General features: G+C 65.6%; 17 protein-coding genes. 8 read left to right on the top strand and 9 right to left on the bottom strand.

What is annotated here, in order from left to right:
• Positions 1 to 18: 18 nt before the first annotated feature.
• On the top strand, positions 19 to 2,235 hold the full coding sequence (gene ligA / locus HGR_RS04695; protein ID WP_006296968.1) for an NAD-dependent DNA ligase LigA: 2,217 nt from the start codon (positions 19 to 21) through the stop codon (positions 2,233 to 2,235).
• A gap of 25 nt (positions 2,236 to 2,260) precedes the next feature.
• Complete coding sequence (locus tag HGR_RS04690; protein ID WP_006296967.1) at positions 2,261 to 4,144, top strand: sulfatase-like hydrolase/transferase; 1,884 nt, start codon at positions 2,261 to 2,263, stop codon at positions 4,142 to 4,144.
• Between the two features lie 75 nt (positions 4,145 to 4,219).
• Here HGR_RS04690 and HGR_RS04685 read toward each other — a convergent pair whose 3' ends face one another.
• The 4 genes from HGR_RS04685 to HGR_RS04670 form a co-directional block, all read right to left on the bottom strand.
• Positions 4,220 to 5,176 carry an alpha/beta hydrolase gene (locus HGR_RS04685; RefSeq protein ID WP_006296966.1) on the bottom strand — a complete coding sequence of 319 codons (957 nt, stop codon included), beginning with the start codon at positions 5,174 to 5,176 and terminating at the stop codon, positions 4,220 to 4,222.
• Between the two features lie 11 nt (positions 5,177 to 5,187).
• Positions 5,188 to 7,062 carry an Lnb N-terminal periplasmic domain-containing protein gene (locus HGR_RS04680; RefSeq protein WP_006296965.1) on the bottom strand — a complete coding sequence of 625 codons (1,875 nt, stop codon included), beginning with the start codon at positions 7,060 to 7,062 and terminating at the stop codon, positions 5,188 to 5,190.
• A 216-nt stretch (positions 7,063 to 7,278) separates the two neighbouring features.
• On the bottom strand, positions 7,279 to 7,776 hold the full coding sequence (locus tag HGR_RS04675) for a DUF3015 family protein (protein WP_006296964.1): 498 nt from the start codon (positions 7,774 to 7,776) through the stop codon (positions 7,279 to 7,281).
• Positions 7,777 to 8,012: 236 nt separating this feature from the next.
• Positions 8,013 to 9,206: an MFS transporter gene (locus HGR_RS04670; protein WP_006296963.1), complete on the bottom strand. Its 1,194-nt coding sequence runs from the start codon at positions 9,204 to 9,206 to the stop codon at positions 8,013 to 8,015.
• Between the two features lie 121 nt (positions 9,207 to 9,327).
• Between HGR_RS04670 and HGR_RS04665 the strand changes: the two genes are divergently transcribed.
• The 5 genes from HGR_RS04665 to def all read left to right on the top strand — a co-directional run bounded on the left by HGR_RS04665 (position 9,328) and on the right by def (position 15,405).
• Entirely contained in the window at positions 9,328 to 9,918 is a 591-nt protein-coding gene (locus tag HGR_RS04665) for an RNA polymerase sigma factor (RefSeq protein ID WP_006296962.1), read from the top strand.
• Positions 9,919 to 9,942: 24 nt separating this feature from the next.
• A complete protein-coding gene (locus HGR_RS04660; protein WP_006296961.1) occupies positions 9,943 to 10,323 on the top strand; it encodes a DUF3106 domain-containing protein in 381 nt (126 codons plus the stop codon).
• A 199-nt stretch (positions 10,324 to 10,522) separates the two neighbouring features.
• Positions 10,523 to 11,632: an efflux RND transporter periplasmic adaptor subunit gene (locus tag HGR_RS04655; RefSeq protein ID WP_006296960.1), complete on the top strand. Its 1,110-nt coding sequence runs from the start codon at positions 10,523 to 10,525 to the stop codon at positions 11,630 to 11,632.
• Positions 11,633 to 11,672: 40 nt separating this feature from the next.
• Positions 11,673 to 14,855 (top strand): efflux RND transporter permease subunit, encoded by a 3,183-nt coding sequence (locus HGR_RS04650; RefSeq protein WP_006296959.1) that lies wholly within the window; start codon positions 11,673 to 11,675, stop codon positions 14,853 to 14,855.
• A 10-nt stretch (positions 14,856 to 14,865) separates the two neighbouring features.
• Positions 14,866 to 15,405, top strand: a complete 540-nt coding sequence (def, locus tag HGR_RS04645) for a peptide deformylase (RefSeq protein WP_006296958.1) — start codon at positions 14,866 to 14,868, stop codon at positions 15,403 to 15,405.
• Between the two features lie 14 nt (positions 15,406 to 15,419).
• On the opposite strand, the gene HGR_RS04640 is transcribed toward def, so the two are convergent.
• The 4 genes from HGR_RS04640 to HGR_RS04625 form a co-directional block, all read right to left on the bottom strand.
• Positions 15,420 to 16,346 (bottom strand): dihydrodipicolinate synthase family protein, encoded by a 927-nt coding sequence (locus tag HGR_RS04640; protein WP_006296957.1) that lies wholly within the window; start codon positions 16,344 to 16,346, stop codon positions 15,420 to 15,422.
• 45 nt (positions 16,347 to 16,391) lie between these two features.
• Positions 16,392 to 17,411 (bottom strand): TRAP transporter substrate-binding protein, encoded by a 1,020-nt coding sequence (locus HGR_RS04635; protein ID WP_006296956.1) that lies wholly within the window; start codon positions 17,409 to 17,411, stop codon positions 16,392 to 16,394.
• A gap of 87 nt (positions 17,412 to 17,498) precedes the next feature.
• Entirely contained in the window at positions 17,499 to 18,764 is a 1,266-nt protein-coding gene (locus tag HGR_RS04630; protein ID WP_006296955.1) for a TRAP transporter large permease, read from the bottom strand.
• 24 nt (positions 18,765 to 18,788) lie between these two features.
• The gene (locus tag HGR_RS04625) at positions 18,789 to 19,409 is read right to left on the bottom strand and encodes a TRAP transporter small permease (protein ID WP_006296954.1); all 621 of its coding nucleotides are present in this window, start codon (positions 19,407 to 19,409) and stop codon (positions 18,789 to 18,791) included.
• A gap of 69 nt (positions 19,410 to 19,478) precedes the next feature.
• On the opposite strand from HGR_RS04625, the gene HGR_RS04620 reads away from it, so the two are divergent.
• Positions 19,479 to 20,171: a GntR family transcriptional regulator gene (locus HGR_RS04620; protein ID WP_237701369.1), complete on the top strand. Its 693-nt coding sequence runs from the start codon at positions 19,479 to 19,481 to the stop codon at positions 20,169 to 20,171.
• 111 nt (positions 20,172 to 20,282) lie between these two features.
• On the opposite strand, the gene HGR_RS16735 is transcribed toward HGR_RS04620, so the two are convergent.
• On the bottom strand, positions 20,283 to 22,310 hold the full coding sequence (locus tag HGR_RS16735) for an adenylate/guanylate cyclase domain-containing protein (RefSeq protein ID WP_006296952.1): 2,028 nt from the start codon (positions 22,308 to 22,310) through the stop codon (positions 20,283 to 20,285).
• Between the last annotated feature and the right edge of the window lie 117 nt (positions 22,311 to 22,427).

Genomic DNA, 22,427 nt, shown 5'->3' with positions numbered 1-22,427 from the left:
ACAGGGGAGTTGCCCACCATGACGCCGGACCTTTTCAGCGGGGCCACTGACAGCCATGGGGCGTCAGAACCGCCGCCCGCCGCCGTGCGCGCCGCCGCGCTGCGCGCGCAGCTGCACCACCACGCGCACCGCTACTACGTGTTGGACGCGCCGGAGATTCCCGACGCCGAGTACGACCGACTGTTCCAGGAGCTGCAGGCCATCGAGGCCGCGCATCCTGAGCTGCGCACGCCCGACTCACCCACGCAGCGGGTGATCGGCCAGGTGCTGGACGGCTTGCTGCCCGTGCGGCACGCCGTGCCCATGCTCAGCATCGACACCGAGACCGACACCACGCCCGAGGGCGCGCGCGCCTTCGACACCCGCGTGCGCAAGGCCCTGGGCCTGGGCGAGGGTGCGTCGCCGGTCGAGTACGCGGCTGAGCTGAAGTTCGATGGCCTGGCCATCAACCTGCGCTACGAGCGCGGCGTGCTCGTGCAAGCTGCCACCCGCGGTGACGGTGAAACGGGCGAGGACGTGACGCAGAACATCCGCACCATCAACCAGATCCCACTGAGATTGTTGGCCCCCACGCTCCCCGCTGCGCGAGGTTCGCTGCCCCCAAGTCCGAGCAACGCGCAGGACGCGCTTGAGCCTGGGGTGCGTTTCGCCTTGGGGCTGCCCGGCGGCGAAACCATGACGTCGTGGCCGCCTGAGGTGCTGGAAGTGCGCGGCGAGGTCTACATGCGCCGCGACGACTTCGAGGCGCTGAACGAACGACAGCGCGAGAAGATCGCGGCCGGTGCCAAGGGTGAGAAAACCTTCATCAACCCGCGCAACACGGCGGCGGGCGCGGTGCGCCAGCTGGACCCGGCCATGGCCGCCCAACGTCCGCTGAGCTTTTACGCTTACGGCCTGGGCGAGGCGCGTGGCTGGACCCTGCCAGCCACGCATGGCCAAGTGATGGACGCCTTCGTCGCCATGGGCCTGCCGGTGTGCGAGCACCGCGCCCTGGGCGCAGGCGCCGAGGCCCTGGTGGATTTCCACGCCCGCATGGGCGCGCTGCGCGACAGCCTGCCCTTTGACATTGACGGCGTGGTTTACAAGGTCAACAGCCTGGCTTTGCAGCAGCAGCTGGGTTTCAAGAGCCGTGAGCCGCGCTGGGCCGTGGCGCACAAATACCCGGCGCAAGAGATGCTGACCACGGTGCAGGCCATCGAGGTGCAGGTGGGCCGCACGGGCAAGTTGACGCCCGTGGCCAAGCTGGCGCCGGTCTTCGTGGGCGGCGTGACCGTCACCAACGCCACCTTGCACAACGAGCTCGAAGCCCGGCGCAAGGACGTGCGCGTGGGCGACACGGTCATCGTGCGCCGCGCGGGGGACGTGATTCCCGAAGTGGTGGGCGTGCTGCCCGACAAACGCCCACCGGGAGCGCCCGAATTCACCATGCCCACGTCTTGTCCCGTCTGCGGCAGCGCGGCGGTGCGCGAGGAGGGCGAGGCCGACCACCGCTGCACCGGTGGGCTCTTTTGCAGCGCCCAGCGCAAGCAGGCTCTGTTGCATTTCGCACAGCGCCGGGCCATGGACATCGAGGGCCTGGGGGACAAGCTGGTCGACCAGCTGGTGGATGGCGAGGTGGTCAAGACCCTGCCCGACCTCTACCGCCTGGGCCTGACCTCGCTCGCCGCGCTGGAGCGCATGGCCGAGAAGTCGGCGCAGAACATCGTGGATGCGCTACAGAAATCGAAGCAAACCACCTTGCCACGGTTTCTCTATGGTTTGGGCATCCGCCATGTGGGTGAATCCACGGCCAAGGACCTGGCGCGCCACTTTGGCCAGCTCGACGCCATCATGGACGCGGGCGTGGAGGCGCTGATGGAGGCGCCCGACGTGGGCCCCGTGGTCGCGCAAAGCATCCGCACTTTCTTCGAGCAGGCTCACAACCGCGAGGTGGTGGAGCAGCTGCGCGCCTGTGGCGTGCAATGGGCCGAGGGCGAGCCCGCGCCCCGCGCGTTGCTGCCGCTGGCCGGCCAGACCTTCGTTCTGACCGGCACCTTGCCCACGCTGTCGCGCGAGGAGGCCAAGGAGATGCTCGAGGCCGCTGGCGCCAAGGTGGCCGGCTCCGTCAGCAAGAAGACCAGCTACGTCGTCGCGGGCGAAGAGGCTGGCAGCAAGCTGGACAAGGCGCGCGAGCTGGGCGTGCCCGTGATCGATGAAGCCAAAATGCAGGCCTTGCTCAAGGGCGAGGCGGCTTGAATCAGACCTTTAGACAGGAATTTCCATGAACGCCCCCTTGACTCGTTGGCAGTCGCTATCGTGGTTGAGCCGCTTCACGCTGCTCAACGCCTTGCTTGCCCTGGTGATTGTGCTGAGCAATGCGCCGCTGCGTGACAACCCCGGGGGCGTTCTGGGCACGACGTATCTCACCCTGGCGTCTTTGGGGCATTTCCCGTTCTACGCCGCCCTGGTGTCCTTGCTGCCTCTGTTGCTCGTGCTGGTGATGCGACAGCGGCAACGACCCCAGGTCTTGGGGGTCGTGGCCGTGCTTGTGCATGGTGCGTTCATCGTGCTGCTGCTGCTGGACGCACGGTTGTTCGCCCTGTACCGATTCCACATCAACAGCCTGCTGGTCCAGCTGGTGCTCAGCGGTGCCCTGTACGACCAAGTGCAGCTGTCCTGGCTCGACTGGGCGCTGGCCGCCGCGGTGGTGCTGGCCGTGTTCGCCGCGCAGGCGGCCCTGGCGTGGGCCTGCTGGCGTCGGCTGCCTGCGCGGCCTCGGCGTGCCGTGCTGTCGCATTGGGCGATCGCCGGGGTGTTCATGGTGGCAGGGCAGGCCGCCACGGTGTATTACGACGCCAGGGCCTTGCGCGCGGCCGTCAGTCAATGGTCCTACCTGCCCTGGGCCATGCCCATCACCGCCAAACGCTTGATGTTGAGCCAGTTCGGCGTTGGCGTGGACGATTCAGCACAAGGCGAGATGGGGGCCATGCGTCCGGGCGCCAAGCAGGGCGTCTTGCGCTACCCCCTGCAGCCCATGCAGTGCACGCCGACCGAGCCCGCGCCCAACGTTTTGATGATCGTGCTGGACTCCCTGCGGCGTGATGCCCTGGACGCGACCATCATGCCCAACACGTGGAAGCTGGCCCAGCAGTCCATGGTGTTTCCGCGTCATTACAGCAGCGGCAATTCGACGCGACCGGGTTTCTTCGGCCTGCTCTATGGTGTGCCGCCAAGTTACTTCGATGACATGCTGAGGGAGCAGCGGGGGTCCGTCCTGTTCCAGGTTTTGCAGCAGCAAGGCTATGGCTTGCATCTGTACGTGAGCGCGCCACTGGATGGCACCGAGTTTGACCGCACCATCTTCGCCAACGTGCGCCAGCACCTGGAAGTGGCGCCCATCAAGCTGCCGATCTATGAACGTGATCGGCACATCATGAATGCCTTGAAGCAGGATATCGCGCAAGAGCTGCAAGCCAAGCCTCGCCGCCCCTGGTTTGGCCTGGCTTTCCTGGATTCATCGCATGCTCCCTATCACTTCCCCAAGGGCTACCCGCCGCTGGCCCAACCCATGGCGGAGTCGATCAGCTATTCGCAGCTGGACGGCAAGCAGGAAGCCCTGCCTTACATCAACCGTTACCACACCGGTGTGCACTACGCCGACAGCATGATCGGCGAGATCTTGGCCCAGCTGCGTGCCTCGGGCGCGGACAAGAACACGATCGTCCTGATCACGGGGGATCACGGTGATGAGTTCAACGACTTGAAGCAAGGCTATTGGGGGCACAACGGCAATTTCGCCGACTACCAGGTGGTCGTGCCCTTCGTGCTGCATTGGCCCGGACGAGGCACAGCCGTGCCGACGGGCATCAGCGCGCACCAGGATCTCGTGCCGACCCTGATGCACCATGCCCTGGGCTGCAGCAATCCCTTCGGTGACTACAGCACGGGACGGGATTTGTTTGTCCCGCCGCCGCCCGAGCCCCCGGTGCTGTTGGTGGACAGCTGGGTGCTGCGTGGCATACGCCATGGGGACGACATCTATGCGATGGACCATTACGGCAACCTCAACATCATGGACTCGCAAAACCGCCCCAAGAAAGACGCCAAGCCTGATCCCGTGGTGATGCGCAGCGCCTTCGAAATGATGACGCGGTTCCGAAAGTAGAACCGCGGTGCACGGCTGAAGAGCGGTGGCGGCCTGGATGACCAGGCGGCCGGGGTTTCGCGCCGCTCGCGTCGGTCAGTTGCGTGGCAAGGATGCGGGCGTTTGGCCACCCGGAATGCGGACCGCCCCGGTCGCGCTCTGATTCGGCGCGTCGTTCAGCTGGCTTTCCAACCAAGCCACCAACTGGTCCCGGACCTGCGCCTGTTCCAGGGCCTGGATGTGGGCGGCGCCCTCGATGACCCACAGCGTCTTGGGTTCGCGCGCGGCTTCGTAGAGTTGACGCGCATGGTGCAAGGGAATCACATCGTCGCGATCTCCGTGCACCAGCAACAAGGGCAGGGGGCTGACCTGGGGGGCCGCGTCGATCGGGTTGTAGTCTCCCGTGACCAGCCAAGGCAGGAACCCACTGAAGGGCCAGGTGATCCAAGTGCCACGCAGTTTTTCGCGGGCGATGTCCCGGTAGCCGGTGAAGGCGCTGTCGATGACCGCGGCACGCAGGTGCTGGCGTTGGCCGCCATGCGCCAGGTAGTGCATGCCGAGGGCACCGCCCAAGCTCTGGCCCAACAAGACGATGCGTTGGCCATCGACATCGGGACGGCCCAGCAAGTAGCGCAGGGCGGTGTCAATGTCCTCTTGCGCACCCTCGACCGAGGGCACGCCCTGCGAGGCGCCATAGCCACGGTAGTCCAGCAACAAGACGTTGTAGCCACGCTCCGGCAGCCAGTACACGCTGGCCAGATGCGTGCTGATGTTCTGGGCATTGCCGTGCAGGAACAGGACCGTGCTTCGCGCCGACGCCAGGGACGGGCTGGACTTGGGCCCGTGCGCGGGCAGGAACCAGGCGTTCACGGTCGTGCCGTCGGCGGTCGGCAGATTCAGGTTGTCATAGTCCAGCCCCACGGTGGCGGGCGTGCGGACCCAGGGCAGCATGGGTTGGAAAAAGACACTGGTGCAACCGGAAAGCGATAGCAATAACACCAGCACCAGCATCGGAAGCAGCGCCCTCGTCCGCAGCAGGAAGCCGTGTCGCATCCGGTGGACTTTCAGAAATGGATGTCCAGGTAGAGCCCTACCGCGCCAGCATCTTGCGTCTGATCACCGCGGTTCGACGTGCCCCCTAGATAACGGTTCTCGCGCCACGACGTTTCCAGGCGCAGGGCCAGATCACGGCTCAGGGTGTAGCGTTGGTCCAGGCTGAGTTCGACGCGATCATGGCGCTCGCCGCTGAAGTACCGCAGTCCGCGGCCTTGCGCTTGGATGCGCCAACGCGGCGTCAAATCCGCCAGCAGGCCTGCGCTGGCCCCGGCGCCCAAGGCATGGTCTTGCTCCAGCGCTCCCGACGCCAGCAGCGAACCCTCGCCCATCAGGTAGCCTCGCACGGCGGCGCTTGGCTGCACGGTCACGCCCGCGCCGAGATCCAAATGGCCCAGCAGCGGACGCTCCCCATCGCGCAGGTCCATGCGCCGGGCGCCAGCGTCCAGCCGCCAGGACATCGGTTTGAGCAGATCGTCGCGTGGCGCCAGGGAGACGATGCTGGCGAAGGTCAGTTGTTCCAGCCGAAGCTCCTGGCGGGCATCGTCACGCCGCAATTCGAGCTTCATGAACTCGATTTGCGCGCCCGGCAGATAGCCTGCTTCGGGGTCGAGCAGGTCGTGGTAAGCCGCGCGCAGCCGCACCGATTGATAGCCCTTGCCATCGTCCTGGCCCGCGCCGAGGCTGATCCGGCTGGAGCCATGGCCGTGCTCCGGGCGCAGGGTGGGCACGGGCGCGGCCGGCAGATCGGGCGCATCCACCTTGCTGCGCGCAACCAAGAGGCGGTGCAGCTGCGGGCCGGCTTCGGCGTTGGGCACGTCGCCGCGCAGGCGACGGTATTCAAGGTATTCAAAAGCGAGATCCAGCACCTGGGCCTGCTCGCTCGCGACCAAGGAGGCCAGGCGCGGTTCATCCAGCGACGCGCCGGGCAGGGCCAGGTATTTCGCCAGCTGGACCTGCGCGGGCGTCAGCAGTGAGGCGCGGTGCTGGATCTGCGTGCTGCGCGCGGCCCGGTAAGACACCTGCCGCACCAAGCCCGGCTGGGCCACGATGGCCTGCACCGTGTCGCCCGGGATGACCCACAGCGGAAAGCGGTCGGTCAGGCGCAGGCCGGGCCGGGCTGTGTCCAGCAAGGCCAGCAAGTGGTACGAACAGTTTTCATCGAGGAAGTAGTAATCAAAGCGCACGCTGCCGAGTTCCCAGGCATGCATCAGCAGCCGGTCGGTTTCCTCCGCATCGAGGGTGAGCTCATATTCCCAGATGTCGCGGTTTTCCAGGTCGTTGTATTCGCCGACCTTGGCGTAATACGGCGAGATGCTGAAGTTGCCCGCGTAACCACCCGTCAGGCCCCGCACGGCGAACACCAGCCCACTGGTCTCGTTCGTGTCGGCGGCGTAGTTGATCGCATGCCCCAGCAATTGTGAGTTGCCGCCGCGTTGATCGACCCGCAGCAAGGTGTGGCCGTACATCGATGCTGGGTTGTTCAGGTAGGCCGCGGGAAAGACCAGTGTCACGCCGCGTGGGTCCAGTGCGCGGTGCCAGGCCTCAAAGCGGGGGCAAGGTTGGGGCGGCAGGCGTGCTGGGTCGAAGTTCAGTTCTTTCTTGAGCCAGTGGTAGCGCGCGATGAAGCGGCATTGGGGATGCTGGCGCTGGTCCGTCTCTTCGATGGCCTGGGAGAAAAAAGCTGTCAGCGTCGCCGCTAGCTCGCTGCGGCTGTCGGTCGCGCCTTGCGGCGAGAAAAAGAAATCAGGGCTGTCGGCGAGGCTACGGCGGGCCAGCAGTCGCAGTCGAGGCTGGTAATGCAGCAGGGTGCGCCATTCTTCGCGGTCATGCAAGCTCCGTTGCTCGGCCGCCGCGATCAGTTCGGCCAGGTAGCCCGCGTCCATGTTGGCGTGATCCGCTGCATGGGCTTGTGCGTGGATCAGGCCCAGGATCAGGAGGGGACTCAGCCGCAGAAGCAGCGACAGTCGTGCGACTAAGGACCACGCTGGCCGCGATGTGCGTGGGGCCGGCGTCAAGGGGGAATACGTCATCGGGACTCAGGCAAAAAAACACCCAGTGGGCATGCCACTGGGTGTCGCGGTGACGGGCTTAGCCGGCGCTCAGATGACGGCGCTGCTGTAGCCAGCCAGCGCGGCGTCCGACGCCAGCGCGGCGCGCAGGCCGGCCATCACGTCTTGCACGGTGGCTTTGTCGCTGGCGTAGATTTGGCCGAAGTTGACCTTCGCGACTTGGAAGAAGCGGGCCTTGTCTTCTTGCTTCACGTTGATCAGCTGAGCCAGCGAGTCCATCGACTCACCGCTGCCGCGCGACATGTCGCGCGCGAGGCGTTCCATGTTGCCGTCGATGAACATGGAGAGCTTGACGGAGGAGCGGACCGTGCCGTCCTGCGTGCAGCCCAGCGTGCCGGAGGTGATGCCGAAGGTCTGGTTGCCGGAGGTGCCATTGGTGGTGGCCGCCAGCACTTGAGGCACAACGCCGCTCTGGCCGTTGAAGATGCTGGAGCCCAGGCCGCAGCCGACGTTGTTTTCACCCGCGGCGAAAGACGCGACGGGCAGGGCGGCGATGGCCAGAGCCAGCACGGAAGTCTTGAAGTTCATGTTCAGTGTTCCTTTCATTTCAGAGCAAGGCCGTTGAATTCGACCCTGCCGCTTTATACAGGGAAGTTCTCGACATTCGCAAGCCGGCATCGAAACGAGTGGCAGTTTGTGTGACAGATTGCTGCCGTGCCTTCGCCAGGGTGCGTCTCGTCGATGGGTCACATGCAAAGTCAATGTTCATCACAAGAGCCCAGTCTGTCTCGCGACAGCGAGTTTGCGCGAGGCGCCTGCATGCGTCACTTTCTCAAGCGCGTTTCCCAAACCAGCGCTCCGAGGAACAGTGCCGCGAGCAGGGCCAGCGCATGCATCAGTCCGTCCGGACTGAAATAGTCGATGGTCAGGCCGCCGATGCTGGGCCCCAAGAGGCTGCCCACGCCCCAGAGCAGGCCGACCGAGGCATTGGCCATCACCAGGTCGGGGCCCTGAAAGCGGTCGCCAATGCGGATGATGCCCAGGGTGTAGATGCCGCCGGCCGAGGCACCGAACAGCACCAGCCAGGGCCACAGTGCGTGGCCAGCCTGCATCATGAAGGGCATGCCCAGGGCCGTGAACAGCAGCACCAGCCCGCACCCGATCTGCACGGGCAGGCGTCCCAGACGGTCCGAGAGTGCGCCCAGCGGCACCTGCAAGCAGGCGTCGCCCACCAAGACCACGGTCACCATGAGCAGGGCGACGCGCTCGGTGTGGCCGTAGTGCATGCCGTAGAGCGACATCAGGGACAGCAGGCCCACGTCGAAAAAGGCGAACAGACCCACGGCGACGGCCACGGCGGGCGCGCGCTTCAGAAAACCGAGCAGACCGAAACTTTTCTCGCCAGAGAACTTCACGCCCGCCGGAAAGCCCGCGTACAACACACCACCGGCGAGCAGGTGGCTGGCCACGGCCAGCGCGAGGGGCAGCAGGCTGGCCGAGCCCACCCACGACAGAACGGCCGGCCCGGAGACCTGGCACACGGTGAAGGCGGTGGCGTAGGCCGCCACCAGCCGCCCACGTGACCCAGAGCCCGCCATCTGGTTGATCCAGGCCTCGCCCAGGATGAAGAGCACGCTGCAGGCCGCGCCCATCAGCAGCCGCAGCAACAACAGGGCGGGGAAGAGGCTCAGCGGCACCACGGCCAGGAGCGCCATGCTCAGGGCCGCGATCAGGGCGGAACCCGCCATCAGCGCACGTGTCGTATAGCGTTCTGACCAGGGCGTGATGAAGGGTACGACCAGCAGGGTGCCGATGGCCGGCGCGGCGGCGGCCAGACCAATGCGCGTGGGACTGACGCCCGCGGCGTGCAGGGCCAGCGACACCCAGGGTACGGTGATGCCGGTGGCGAAGCCCACGATGCAGACGCTGGCGATCACGGCCAGCAGCTGCGCGGGGTGCCTGGATGGAGGGTGAGCGTGGTCGGGCGTCGGAGACAGGGCGGCGGATTGTTCATGCATGCCGCGCCGATTGTGCCGCAGGGTGTTGTGCGCCAGCGCCTTGGGAGTGACCGGACGCCGGCCTGTTTTTTTTCGCCGTTCACACAATATGGGCCGCACTGGATCGTCTAACTCCTCATCTATGGATGTGCCACCGCAAGACTTGAGCCGCGAATCCGAGCAGGACAGCCACATCGCGGCCACGGTCCGGCGCGAGCGCGGGCGGCTACGCAGCTTCATCCGCCGCCGCGTGTCGGACGCCGCCGAGGCGGAGGACATCCTGCAGGAGGTGCTGTACGAACTGGTCTCCGCCTACCGCCTGATGCACCCGATCGAGCAGGTGGGGGCCTGGCTGATGCGGGTGGCGCGCAACCGCGTGGTCGACCACTTCCGCAAGAAGAAATCCCGCCCGGTCGACGCTTTTGGGGCGGAGTCGGCGCTTGAGGAAGAGGGGCCGTCGCTGGAAGAGTTGCTCCCCTCGCTCGCGCCCGGTCCCGAGGGCGAGGTGGTGCGGCAGGTGCTGTTGGCGCAGATCGAGGAAGCCCTGGACGAACTGCCGCGCGAGCAGCGCGAGGTGTTCGTGGCCCACGAACTCGAGGGCCTGAGTTTCAAGGAGATGTCCGAGCAGTGGGGCGTCGGGGTCAACACCCTGCTGTCGCGCAAACGTTATGCCGTGCTGGCGCTGCGAGAGCGCCTGCAACTGGTCTATGAGGATTGGCTCACCGCAGCGTGAGCATGTTTTTCAGGAGTGAGTGTCATGAAACCGCAATTTTTGAAGATGAAGTTCGCTTTCCTGCTGCTGGGGGTCGCCTTTGTCGCGGCCTTCGGGGCGGTGGTGATGTTGTTGTGGAACGCCCTGGTGCCCGATTTGTTCGGAGGCCCGGCCATAGGCTTTTGGCAAGCGGCGGGGCTGCTGGTGCTGTGCCGCATCCTGCTGGGCGGTTTTGGCGGCGCGGGCGGGCCACGTGGGCGTTGGCACCAAATGACGCCCGAGGAGCGCGAGCGTTTTCGCGATGGCATGCGCCAGTGGCGGGCCATGAGCCATGACGAGCGGCGTGAGTTCCGTCGCGGATTGCGAGGCGGCTGCGGACCGGGGGCCGAATCTGTCCGCGAAGCGAATGATGCCCCGGCGAAGTGACGTTGTTTTCGGGTCTAATGGCACGTCCTTCCTTGGCGTGGACCGGGTGTCTGCACCGGGTCTGCCAAGCGGGGTCCCCCACCGTTTCCCAGGGTTTGAGGGGCAGGGCACGCGCTGACGCCCAGCCTCCTGGCCCCTGCCCCGGCGCCGCGCGCAAGCCCGGCATCCGACGATTTCCTACTAAAAATCAAAACGCTTCATGAAAGACGTTTCCTCTTCCGTTTTCCTGTCCCAACACCGTGGCACGAGTCCCGCCGTGCTCGGCCCCTTGGCCTTGTCCCTGCTCTTGCTGTCGGGCTGCGGGGGGCCTTCGGACGAGGCCGCCAAGCCCGAAGCGGCGGCCAACCCTCAGGCGGCGGCCTCGACCGACTTGCGACCCGCGCTGACCGTGACCGTGGCCCGGCCCCAAAGCACGCAATTGGCCGGCGCCTTGTTGGCCAATGGCAATGTGATGGCGTGGCAAGAAGCCGTCATTGGCGCCGAGGTCAATGGCTTGCGTTTGGCCGCCGTGCACGTCAACGTGGGCGACAAAGTGAGCCGCGGCGATGAACTGGCTCGCTTCGCGAGCGAAATTCCCTACGCCGCCGCGCTGCAGGCTCAGGCGAATTACGAGAATGCCAAGTCCGAGGCCGACCGCGTGCGCGCCTTGGGCGAGGAGGGCATCTATTCGCGCTCGCAGCTGACGCAGATCTACACCACGGAGAAAGTGGCCAAGGCCCAGTGGGAAGCGGCTCAGGTCACCCTCGCGGCCACGCGCGTGCTGGCGCCGGACGATGGCGTCATCTCGTCGCGCGGCGCCACGGTGGGCGCGGTCGTGAGCTCGGGCAATGAACTGTTCCGCATGGTGCGCCAGAGCCGCATGGAATGGCGCGCCGAAGTCACGCCCGCCGAGATCGGCCGCGTGAAGATCGGCCAGCAGGTCGAGGTGACCACCGTCAGCGGCCTGGAAGTGCAAGGCACGGTGCGCGCCATCGCGCCCACGGCCGATGCCCAGACGCGCAACATCCTGGTTTACGTGGATTTGCCGCGCAATGAAGCGCTCAAGGCCAACACCTTCGCGCGCGGCAACTTCGTGCTGCCGAGCACCACGGCCTTGACGGTGCCCGCCCAGGCCGTGGTGCTGCGTGATGGCCACAGCTACGTCTTCGTGGTGGACGGTCAGGCCCGCGTGAGTCAGCGCAAGGTCGAGGTGGGTCGGCGCGTCGGCGAGCGCGTGGAAGTGCTGCAAGGCCTGACGGCTCAGGAGGCGGTGGCCGTGCAGGGCGCGGGCTTCCTCAATGAAGGCGACCTCGTGAAGGTCGTCCAGTGATTCGACATCGGACAGTAGAAAGAGAAAGGCACACCGCGCCATGAACGTTTCCGCGTGGTCCATCCGCAATCCCATTCCCGCAGCCATGCTCTTCGTCATGCTGACGTTGATGGGGCTGTTTTCCTTCAGCGCCATGAAGGTCCAGAACTTTCCGGACCTGGATTTGCCGACCATCACCGTGGTCGCGACCTTGCCCGGCGCGTCGCCCAATCAGCTCGAGAACGACGTCGCGCGCAAGATCGAGAACAGCTTGGCCACCTTGCAGGGGCTCAAGCACATCTACACCAAGGTCCAGGACGGCGTGGTGTCGATGACGGTTGAATTCCGGCTCGAAAAAGGCACGCAGGAGGCGCTCGACGATGTGCGCTCCGCCGTCAGCAAGGTGCGCGGCGATCTGCCGTCCGACCTGCAGGAGCCCATCGTCAACAAGGTCGAACTGGCCGGTGGCGCCGTGCTGGCCTACACCGTGGCGTCCGACCGCATGGACGAGGAGGCGCTGTCCTGGTTCGTGGACAACGACGTCTCCAAGCTGCTCCTCTCGGTGCGGGGCGTGGGCGCCATCAACCGCGTGGGCGGCGTCAACCGCGAAGTGCAGGTCCTGCTGGACCCGCTGCGCCTGCAGTCGCTGGGCGCCACCGCGGCGGACGTGTCGCGCCAGCTCGCCCGCGTTCAGATCGAAAGCGCGGGCGGAAAAGCGGAAATCGGCGGCAGCCAGCAGCCGGTGCGCACCATCTCCGCGCTGGGCAGCGCGCAAGCAATCGCGGGCATGCAGATCGCCTTGTCCGATGGCCGCAGCGTGCGCCTGGACCAATTGGCCACCGTGCGCGACACCATCGCGGACCGCACGGCCGCGGCCTTCCTCGATGGCAAGCCCGTGGTGGGCTTCGAGGTGGCACGCAGCCGTGGTGCCAGCGAGATCGAGGTCGGTCAAGGGGTGCGCGAACGCCTGGCCGAGCTGCGCGTGGCGCGGCCTGACTTGCAGATCACCGAGTCCTTCGACTTCGTGACGCCGGTGGAGGAGGAATTCGATGCCTCCATGAAGCTGCTCTACGAAGGCGCGATCCTGGCGGTGCTGGTGGTCTGGCTCTTCCTGCGCGACTTCCGCGCCACCGTGGTGTCGGCCGTGGCCCTGCCGCTGTCGGCCATCCCTGCCTTCATCGGCATGCATTACTTCGGTTTCACCATCAATGTGGTGACCTTGCTCGCGCTGTCGCTGGTCATTGGCATCCTGGTGGACGACGCCATCGTGGAGGTGGAAAACATCGTGCGCCACATGCGCATGGGCAAGACACCCTACCAGGCCGCCATGGAGGCGGCCGACGAGATCGGCATGGCCGTGATCGCGACCACCTTCACGCTGATCGCTGTGTTCCTGCCCACGGCCTTCATGGCGGGCGTGCCCGGTAAGTTCTTCAAGCAGTTCGGCTGGACGGCGTCGCTGGCGGTCTTCGCCTCGCTGGTGGTGGCGCGCGTGCTCACCCCGATGATGGCGGCCTACCTGATGCGGCCCGTCATCATGGCCAAGGACAAACCGCGCTGGGCGCGTGGCAACGCCTTGCTCGGCAAGTTGTGGGCGTGGATGAACCAGCACGACGACCCGGCTTGGCTCACGATCTACCAGCGCTGGGCGGCCTGGTGCATCCGCCATCGCTGGATCACCATGGTGGGCGCGGCTGTGTTCTTCGTCGCGTCCGTGATGCTGATCCCGCTGCTGCCGCAGGGCTTCATTCCGCCCGACGACAACTCGCAGACCCAGGTGTACCTCGAACTGCCGCCGGGCGCGACGCTCGAACAGACCGTGGCCACCTCCGAGCGCGCGCGCCAGCTGGTGATGGCCGTGCCGCACATCAAGTCCATCTACACCACCATAGGCTCGGGCTCCGCGGGTTCCGATCCCTTCGCGCCCCAGGGGGCCGCCGAGTCGCGCAAGGCGGCCTTGACGATCCAGCTGGACAAGCGGGGCACGCGACCGCGCAAGCAGGTCATCGAGAACCAGATCCGCGACGCCATGTCCAGCCTGCCGGGCGTGCGCAGCAAGGTGGGCCTGGGCGGTTCCGGTGAGAAGTACGTGATGACGCTGACCGGCAACGATCCGAACGCCCTGGCCACGGCCGCGCGGCAGATCGAGCGCGAGCTGCGCACCATCCCCGGCACGGGCAGCGTTCAATCCACCGCGGCGCTGGTGCGCACCGAGATCCTCGTCACGCCGGACCTCGCGCGCGCGGCCGATCTGGGCGTGACCAGCAGCGCCATCGCCGAGACCTTGCGCATCGCCACCGTGGGCGACTACGACAGCGCGCTCCCGAAGCTCAACCTGGCCCAGCGGCAGGTGCCCATCGTGGTCAAGCTCGACGGCGCGGCGCGCCATGACCTGTCCGTTCTGGGGCGGTTGGCGGTGCCTGGCGCCAAGGGCCCGGTCATGCTGGAACAGGTGGCCGATCTGAGTTTTGGCGGCGGCCCGGCGGTGATTGACCGTTATGACCGCGCGCGCAACATCAACTTCGAGGTCGAGCTGGCGGGCATCGCCTTGGGCGACATGCAGACCGCCGTGGACAAGCTGCCCATCATGCGCAACTTGCCACCGGGCGTGCGCGTGCTGGAGATTGGCGACGCCGAGGTGCAGGGTGAGATGTTCGCCAGCTTCGGCTTGGCGATGCTGACCGGCGTGCTGTGCATCTACATCGTGCTGGTGCTGCTGTTCAAGGCCTTCTTGCATCCCTTCACCATCCTCGCCGCCTTGCCGCTGTCCCTGGGTGGCGCCTTCGTGGCCTTGCTGATCGCGAACAAGAGTTTCTCCATGCCGTCGCTGATCGGTCTGATCATGCTCATGGGCGTGGCGACCAAGAACTCCATCCTGCTGGTCGAGTACGCCATCGAGGCGCGCCGCCTGCACGGCATGAGCCGCCTGGATGCCATCTTGGACGCTTGCCACAAGCGCGCGCGGCCCATCGTGATGACCACCATCGCGATGAGCATGGGCATGCTGCCCATCGCGGTGGGCTGGGGCGCGGCGGATGCCAGCTTCCGCTCGCCCATGGCGATCGCGGTCATCGGTGGCCTGATCACGTCCACCTTCCTGAGCTTGCTGGTGATCCCGGCCTTGTTCACGCTGATCGACGACATCTCGATCTGGCTGCGACGCGTGCTGTGGCGAGCTGAGCCCTCGTCCGGTGCCCCGGGGGGCACACACGCGTCCCCGGTCATCGCGCAACTCAAGCATTGACGGAGGCGGCATGGCGGTACGCGACATCCTGAAGATGGGGGACCCACGCCTGCTGCGCGTCGCGCAGCCGGTGCAGGCCTTCGACACCGACGAACTGCACCTGCTGGTGAGCGACCTGCTGGACACCATGCACGCCGCCAATGGCGCGGGCCTGGCGGCGCCGCAGATCGGCGTGGACCTGCGGGTGGTGATCTTTGGCAGCGGCCAGACCAACCCCCGCTACCCGGACGCACCCGTGGTGCCGCGCACGGTGCTGTGCAACCCGGTGATCACGCCGCTGTCCGACGAGGAACAGCACGATTGGGAAGGTTGCCTGTCCGTGCCTGGGCTGCGCGGCGTCGTGCCGCGCTGGCAGCGCATCCGCTACCAGGGCTTCGATCAGTACGGTGACCCGATCGACCGCACGGTGGAGGGTTTTCACGCCCGCGTGGTGCAGCACGAGTGCGACCACCTCGACGGCAAGCTCTACCCCATGCGCGTGCGTGACTTCACGCGCTTCGGATTCACCGAGGTGTTGTTCCCGGGGCTGGACCCGAAGGCTGACGACTGAGGCCCGGAGGGGACTCAGGCCGTCGCGAGTCCCACGTCCGGCAGCTGGGGCCGATGCGCCAGCGCCTTTTTCATGATGGTCTCGACATGCAGCTTGTCGCCGGCCGGGAGCTCCAGGCGGGGCGGGCGCGTGCGCCACGTGCCGCGGCCCATGAGGTGCTCGCACAGCTTGATGCACTGCACGAGGTCAGGCCGCGCATCCAGATGCAGCAGCGGCATGAACCACTCGTACAAGGGCATCAGCTCGTCGAAGCGCTTGGCCTTGGCCAGGCGAAAAAGTGTCTCGCCTTCGCGCGGAAAGGCGTTGGACATCCCCGAGACCCAGCCCGCCGCGCCCATGGCCACGCTTTCCACCACCACGTCATCCAGTCCCGCAAATAGAACGAAGCGGTCGCCGACCATGTTGCGCGTGTCGATGAAGCGGCGCGTGTCACCCGACGAGTCCTTGAAGCAGACGATGGTCTCGCAGTCCGCGAGCGTGGCCAGGATGTCTGGCGTCACGTCGTTCTTGTAGATGGGCGGGTTGTTGTAGACCATCACCGGCAGGTCGGTGGCCTTGGAGACCGTGCGGAAGTGTGCCGCCGTCTCGTGGGGCTTGGACGAGTACAGCAGGGCGGGCATCACCATGATGCCGTCCACGCCGATCCGTGCCGCTTCCTTGGCGGTGTCCACCGCGAAGGCCGTGGTGAATTCGGCGATGCCGCAGATCACCGGCACTCGGCCCTTGGCAACAGCCTTGCCGGCCTCCATGATGGCGACCTTTTCCTTGGTGGAGAGCGAGCAGTTTTCGCCCACGGTGCCGCAGACGATCAGGCCGGAGACGCCGTCCTTGATCAGCGCGTCCATGACTTTGATGGTGGCGTCCACGTCGACCGACAGGTCTTCACGGAATTGGGTGGTGACAGCCGGGAACACGCCCTGCCAATTGACTTTGGAACTCATTGTTTCCTTTCGGGAATGGGGGGATGGAGGAATGGATCGGCGCGCTCAGAGCGTGGCGCCGACCTTGCGCAGCTCGGCGATCGCGGGCGACTTGGGCAGCCACAGCTGGTCAAAGGCTTTGATGCTGGCCTCCACGTTGGCTAGCGGCTCGCTTTTCATCGCGATGCCCGTGGCCTTGAATTTTTCGAGCAGCCCGGGTTCGGTGCTGGCGATTTCGCCGATCTGCGCATCCAGCGATTTCTGCACCAGACCTCGGATCAGCTCCTTGTCCTTGTCGGGCAGCGAGGCCCACACGCGACCCGACACCAGCGGCGCGAAGGGCATGAACAGCGCGTTCATCTGCAGGATGACCTTGGAGACCTTGTCGAAGCGCGCGTTCCAGGAGAACTCGATGTCGGCCTCCAGAGCGTCGACCTGTCCGTTGGCCATGGCGTCGAACACCTGGGGCGTGGGGATGGGCGTGGGTGCGGCGCCCAGTGACTGGTAGAAGTCGCGATAGACCGGCGTGGGGTTGATGCGCAGCTTCAAGCCCTTCAGGTCGGCCGAGCTGTTGAGGTCCTTGGAGGAGAACACCGAGCGCATGCCCGTGATTCCCCAGCCCAGGCCGATGGTGCCGGTTTCCCGCGGCAGCACGTCCAGCAGCTTGAGCGCGGTCGGTGTCTTGACCAGCTTGGCGACGCTCGCGGTGGAGCGCACGAGGTAGGGCGCGTTGATGGCGGCCACCGTGGCCACCCGCGAGCCAAGCTCCGCCGCCTGGATCCAGCCCATGTCCAGCGCGCCAGACTGCAGCTGTTGCATCATGGCCGATTCATTGCCGAGTTGGCCCGAATGGAACACCGTGGCCGAGAAACGGCCACCCGACTCCTTCATGAGGGCTTCGCCGAACTGCACGGCGGCGCGGTTCCAGGAGTGGCCGGCCGGAGTGATCAGGCCGATGCGGAACTCTTTGGTTTGCGCGCGTAGAACCGGCGTGAAGGCCAGTGCCGCTGCGGCGGTGCTACCGACGACGAAGCTGCGCCGACTGACGCGAGGCGTGGTGTGAAGAGAAGAGCGGGAAGAAGTCATGGCAGGGCTCCGTGGTGGTGAAGAAAGTGGAAAGTGGGGCAGCTGACCACACCGATGCAGTCGGCGTGAGTTCTGGCTTGGAGGGCGTTACTTGATGAGCGCCAGTGACAGGGACGGAAAGATGGACAACAGCACGAGCGCGGCGCAGCAGATCAAGAAGAAGGGCAGCGTCACGATGAACATGCGTCCCGGCTTGGCACCCGTGACCGCGGCGGCGACAAAGAAGCTCAGCCCCACCGGTGGCGACATCAGGCCGAGTACCAGATTTACCACCACGACGACGCCGAAGTGGCGCGGGTCGATGTGGTACAGGTCGGTCGCGACCGGTAGCAGGATGGGCACTGTCATGATCAGCCCCGGAATGCCGTCGATCACGGTGCCGATGACCAGCAGGATCACGTTGGTCAGCAGCATGAAGCTCACGGGATCATGGGCCACTGTCTGGATCCAGGCGGCCGTGGCTTGTGGCACCTTGCCGAAGATCAGGATCCAGGAAAACACGGCCGCGGCAGCGACCAGGAACAGCACGATGGCCGAGTAGATGCCCGAGCGCACCAGCATCTGAGGCATTTGGGAGAAGCGGAACTCCCGGGTCACGTAGCGCCCCACCAGCACGGATGCCACCGCACCCACGGCAGCCGCTTCGGTGGGATTGGCCAGGCCACCGAGGATGGAGCCGACGATCACGACCGGGATGAGCAATGTAGGACTGGCCACAAGCACGGTCTTCGCGCGCTCGCGCAGCGTCTTGCGCTCGCTGCGCGGGTATTCGTAGATCCAACCCATGCAGGCAATCACCACGAAGAACAACGTCGTCAGCAGGATGCCCGGAAGGATGCCCGCGATCAGCATGTCGCCGACGGCCACCTGCGCGAGAACGCTGTAGACCACGAACATCACCGAGGGCGGAATAATCGGGCCAAGCATGCCGCCGTAGACCGTAACGCCGGCCGCGAAGGTCTTGTCGTAACCCTGTTTCACCATCTCAGGAACCATGACCTGCGACATGATCGCGACCTGCGCGGTGGCGGAGCCGATGATGGAGGACACCAGCATGTTGGCGAGGATGTTCACGTAGGCCAAGCCGCCCTTGACCGAGCCGATGAAGGCCATCGACAGCGCCACCAGCCTGCGCGTGATGCCGCCACTGTTCATGATCTCGCCGATCAGGATGAAGAGCGGGATCGCGATCAGGCCGTAGCTGTCGACACCGCCGAACATCTGCATCGGAAACGACTGAAACAAAACGGCATTGTTCGTGTCCCAGATGTAGAACATGCCGGACAGACACAAGCAGATGCCGATAGGCACGCCCAGGAACATGATGGCGAGGAAGAAGAAAGTGGTGAGCATGGCGCGGCCTCTTCTCTTGATGCTTCAGTTGACGACCGCTTCGGCGTCGGAAACCGGAAAACCCACCGGGCGGCGTCGTGGCTGCCAGCCCAGGTCCTCCACCAGATTGGCGATGGAGTGCAGGCTCAGGGTGAACGAGAACAGTGGCAGCACCGCTTGCAGCAACCAAGTGGGCCAATTCAGCGTTTGCGTGCGCTCGGTGTAGAGGAAATTGAACGAGATACTGGCGTACTCCTTGGCGTCGAAACCTGCGCGTGTGATGCCCACCGGGTCCATCCAGATCCAGCACATCGCTAGCATGGCGAGACCAAAAGCAAGCACACCCAGATCGGCGCTCACCTTGAATATTCCGGCACTTCGCTCCCCGAGCCTCTCAGTCAGCAGGGTGACTGCGAAATCCATGCGCAATCGCGTCATTGCCGAGCCGCCGACGAAGGTCAGCCAGACCACTGAATACACCGCCGCCTCGTCGATCCAGTAGATCGGCATGCCGGTATAGCGTGTCGCCACGTTCACGAGGATCAGCACCATCAGCAGCGCCATCAGGCCGAGGATCAGCCAGCGCTCTAGGCGTAGCACGGCGCCCGAGGCGTCGAGCACCAGACTGGACGGCGAGATGCGCCTGGGCGGGGCGAGTTGCTGCATGTTGGGTATTCCTTTGGAATATTTGAAATATATTAGTAGTACACTGCGTACTCAAGCAAGTTTGGTGCCATGGTTGGCGCAATTGCTGCCCTGGAGGAACGTGTGATGCAGAAGAAGGGCGCCGGCGTCAGGCGGCGCGACGCGGACATTGCCTACGAGGCCATCGAGGCCATGATCTCCACGATGGCGCTGCCGCCGGGCAGTCCCATCGTGGATGCTGAACTGTCTGAGCGCGTCGGCATCGGACGCACGCCCGTGCGCGAGGCCCTGATGCGACTCATGTCCATCGGATTGATCGTGCAGCAGCCGCGGCGCGGTCTGCTGGTCTCACCGATCGACCTGGCGAACCACCTGGACGTGATCCTCACGCGGCGCACGCTCGAGCGAGTCATCGCCAGCTGTTCGGCGCGCCGAGCCACGACGGCGGAGCGCAACGAGATCGTGGCGTGCGCCGAGCGCATGGTGGCGGCCGCGGCCAAGGATGATTTGAAGGCCTACATGCGCGCTGATCACGAACTGGACGCCGTGAACCACGCGGCCTGTCGCAATGCCTCGGCTGTGACGGCCGTGGTGCCGCTGGTCACGCAGTGCCGTCGCTTTTGGTATGCCTACCAGCACGCGGGCGAGATTGCCGAAGGGGCTCGCTGCCACGCGCTGCTGGCGCACGGCATCGCGACAGGCAATGGCGACGCCGCGGCGCGCAGCTCGGACGCGCTGATGGACTACCTGGAAACGTTCACGCGCCGGGTGATCGACAGCTGAGACTTTCTTTACAGACGCAGCGAACTTTCACAGTTTCTGGGGTGGGGCCCGAGACGCTCGACGGCCTGGGTTGAGCGTCTCATGCCCTTGGCCTAACTTGTGCTCGGTGCGTCAAGTTTCTTGAAAGCGCGGCAGATGCGAAGCGTGCTGCACGGCGTAGACCTTCAGTTGGCCCTCCCGCCCGCGCACGGTGATGTCCAGTTCGGGGAAGGCCGACAAATCCAGCTCACCGCGCTGCGCGACCTCGGCGGAGATCAGCAGCTCGCAGCCGGCCTCTTTGGTGGCGGACTCCAGCCGGCTTGCCACGTTCACCGAGTCGCCGATGGCCGTGAGCGAGGTGGCCCGCCCGTAGCCCATTTCACCGATGATCACATGCCCAACGTGGATGCCTAGGCCTAGGCGCAGCGGTGTCGCCAGATCTTGTGCCAGTCGAGTGTTGAGCACCGTCAGTCGCTCGCCCATGGCCCGGGCCGCAGCCATGGCGTGCCGCGCCCCATTTCGTACACCTCCTTTGTCGCCATGCTGCAAACCAAACAGGGCCATGATCCCGTCGCCGATGAATTTGTCGAGGTGGCCTCCTGAGGACTCGATGGCCTCACCCATCTCGGCGAAGTACTGGTTGAGGATGTGCACCACGTCAAAGGGCAGCTTGGTCTCCGACATCTGCGTGAAGCCGCGCAGGTCGGCGAACAGAATCACGATTTCCTGTTCGACACCGAATTTCATGGGGTCGTAGGGCAGGGCATCTTGAGGCCGCGCGTCGGTGGGCAGCAGGGGGGTGACGGCCACGTCGTGGCGCGGGCAGAGCTGGCAGGCCAGGCGCACGCGCGTGGGCGCGTGGATGCGTTGCAGCACTTTTTGCTCGCCCTCCAGTGGTGGCGGCAGCATTTCCCAGCCTGCGTCGACGTGGACCCGACAGGTGGAGCAGCGCCCGCGTCCGCCGCAGACCGAGGCGTGCGGCACACCGCCCATGCGGCTGATGTCCAGCACCGAGGCCCCACGCACCGCCTTCACTTCTCGGCCGTTCGCATAACGCACGCTCACCAACCCTCGGCGGCGTTCCCAGGCCCGCACTCCGACTCGCGTGGCGATCAGCAATAACAGCAGCCCGAGCACGCCATAGGCGGCCATCACCGACTGGGCCGAATGTGCGTCCGCGGGAAGGAGGCTGCCCAGCCACGAGGCCGCGCCCGGGCGACCTGGGTCCGCGTACGCGCCTCGCGCGTTGGCGCCGTACCCGTAGGCATCGTTGCCGTAACCGGATCTCTCACTGCCGGAGTAGCCGCCGGCACTGCTTGTGTCGCCACCACCGTAGCCGCCGCCATAAGCGCCTTGGCTACTCCCACCGCCGGTATCGGCGCTGCCATCAACGTTGCCATCAACGTTGCCGTAACCGCCGCCATAAGCGCCGACATCAGCGTTCCCATAGGCGCCGTCGGCAGCGCCGTAGCCTGAGGCGCTCTGTGGCCCATATGCCCCATCACCTTGCGGCAGCGCGCGCGCCGCCGCCAGCACCCCCAGCAAGGCGAGCAGCGGCACCAGCACCGCGACGATTGCCAACAGGATCTGGCGACGGCGGTACCAGTCACGCAGACGCAACCAGAGGTGCACGCCGATGCAGCCGTGTGTCCAGGCCGCGATGACCAGGATCAGTTGGTTCCACAGCATCGGGTCGCCGCTGGCCAACAAGCCGATGAAATCAGGGTAAGACACGGGCTGACCAGAGCCCGTCCACCGCAGCCGTTCCAGCACCATGGGCGTGGCGTGCAAGGACAAGCCCAGCAATGTGACGATGCCCAGCAGAATGCGCACGCCCTCGACCCCAGGCATGCGCAAGGTCGGGCGTACCACCTGTTTGTAGAGCACCAGACTCAGATGGGTGAGCGCCGCCAAGGTGAGCAAGAGGGAGCCAGGCAAGCTGTGCCACACCAGGATGAAAATCGCTTGCCCGGCTCGCATCACCTCCAGCGAGACCAGCCCCAGCGCGTGGTTGACCAAATGCGTGATGACGAAGGTGAACAGGGTCAGGCCAGAGATCAGCCGCAATCGCGTCAGCACGAAACCCATGTTGCTGGGCCTGGGCAGGAGGTCGGTGTCGCGGGCTGCTGGGGCCCCGGGTTCGAGGGACGATGGATGCATGCGACCGATTCTCTTCCACAGTGCCGCAAGGCTACAAGGGCTCTTTGCCAAATAAACCCGAAAACCGCGGCGCAGTGTTCTGGGGGCGTGGCGCGGACAGCTGAAATTTTTTTGACC

It is taken from the genome of Hylemonella gracilis ATCC 19624, from assembly GCF_000211835.1.
GTDB lineage: Bacteria > Pseudomonadota > Gammaproteobacteria > Burkholderiales > Burkholderiaceae_C > Hylemonella > Hylemonella gracilis.
Note: the sequence above shows the minus strand (reverse complement) of the source record. Positions and strands in the feature narration are given on the sequence as shown.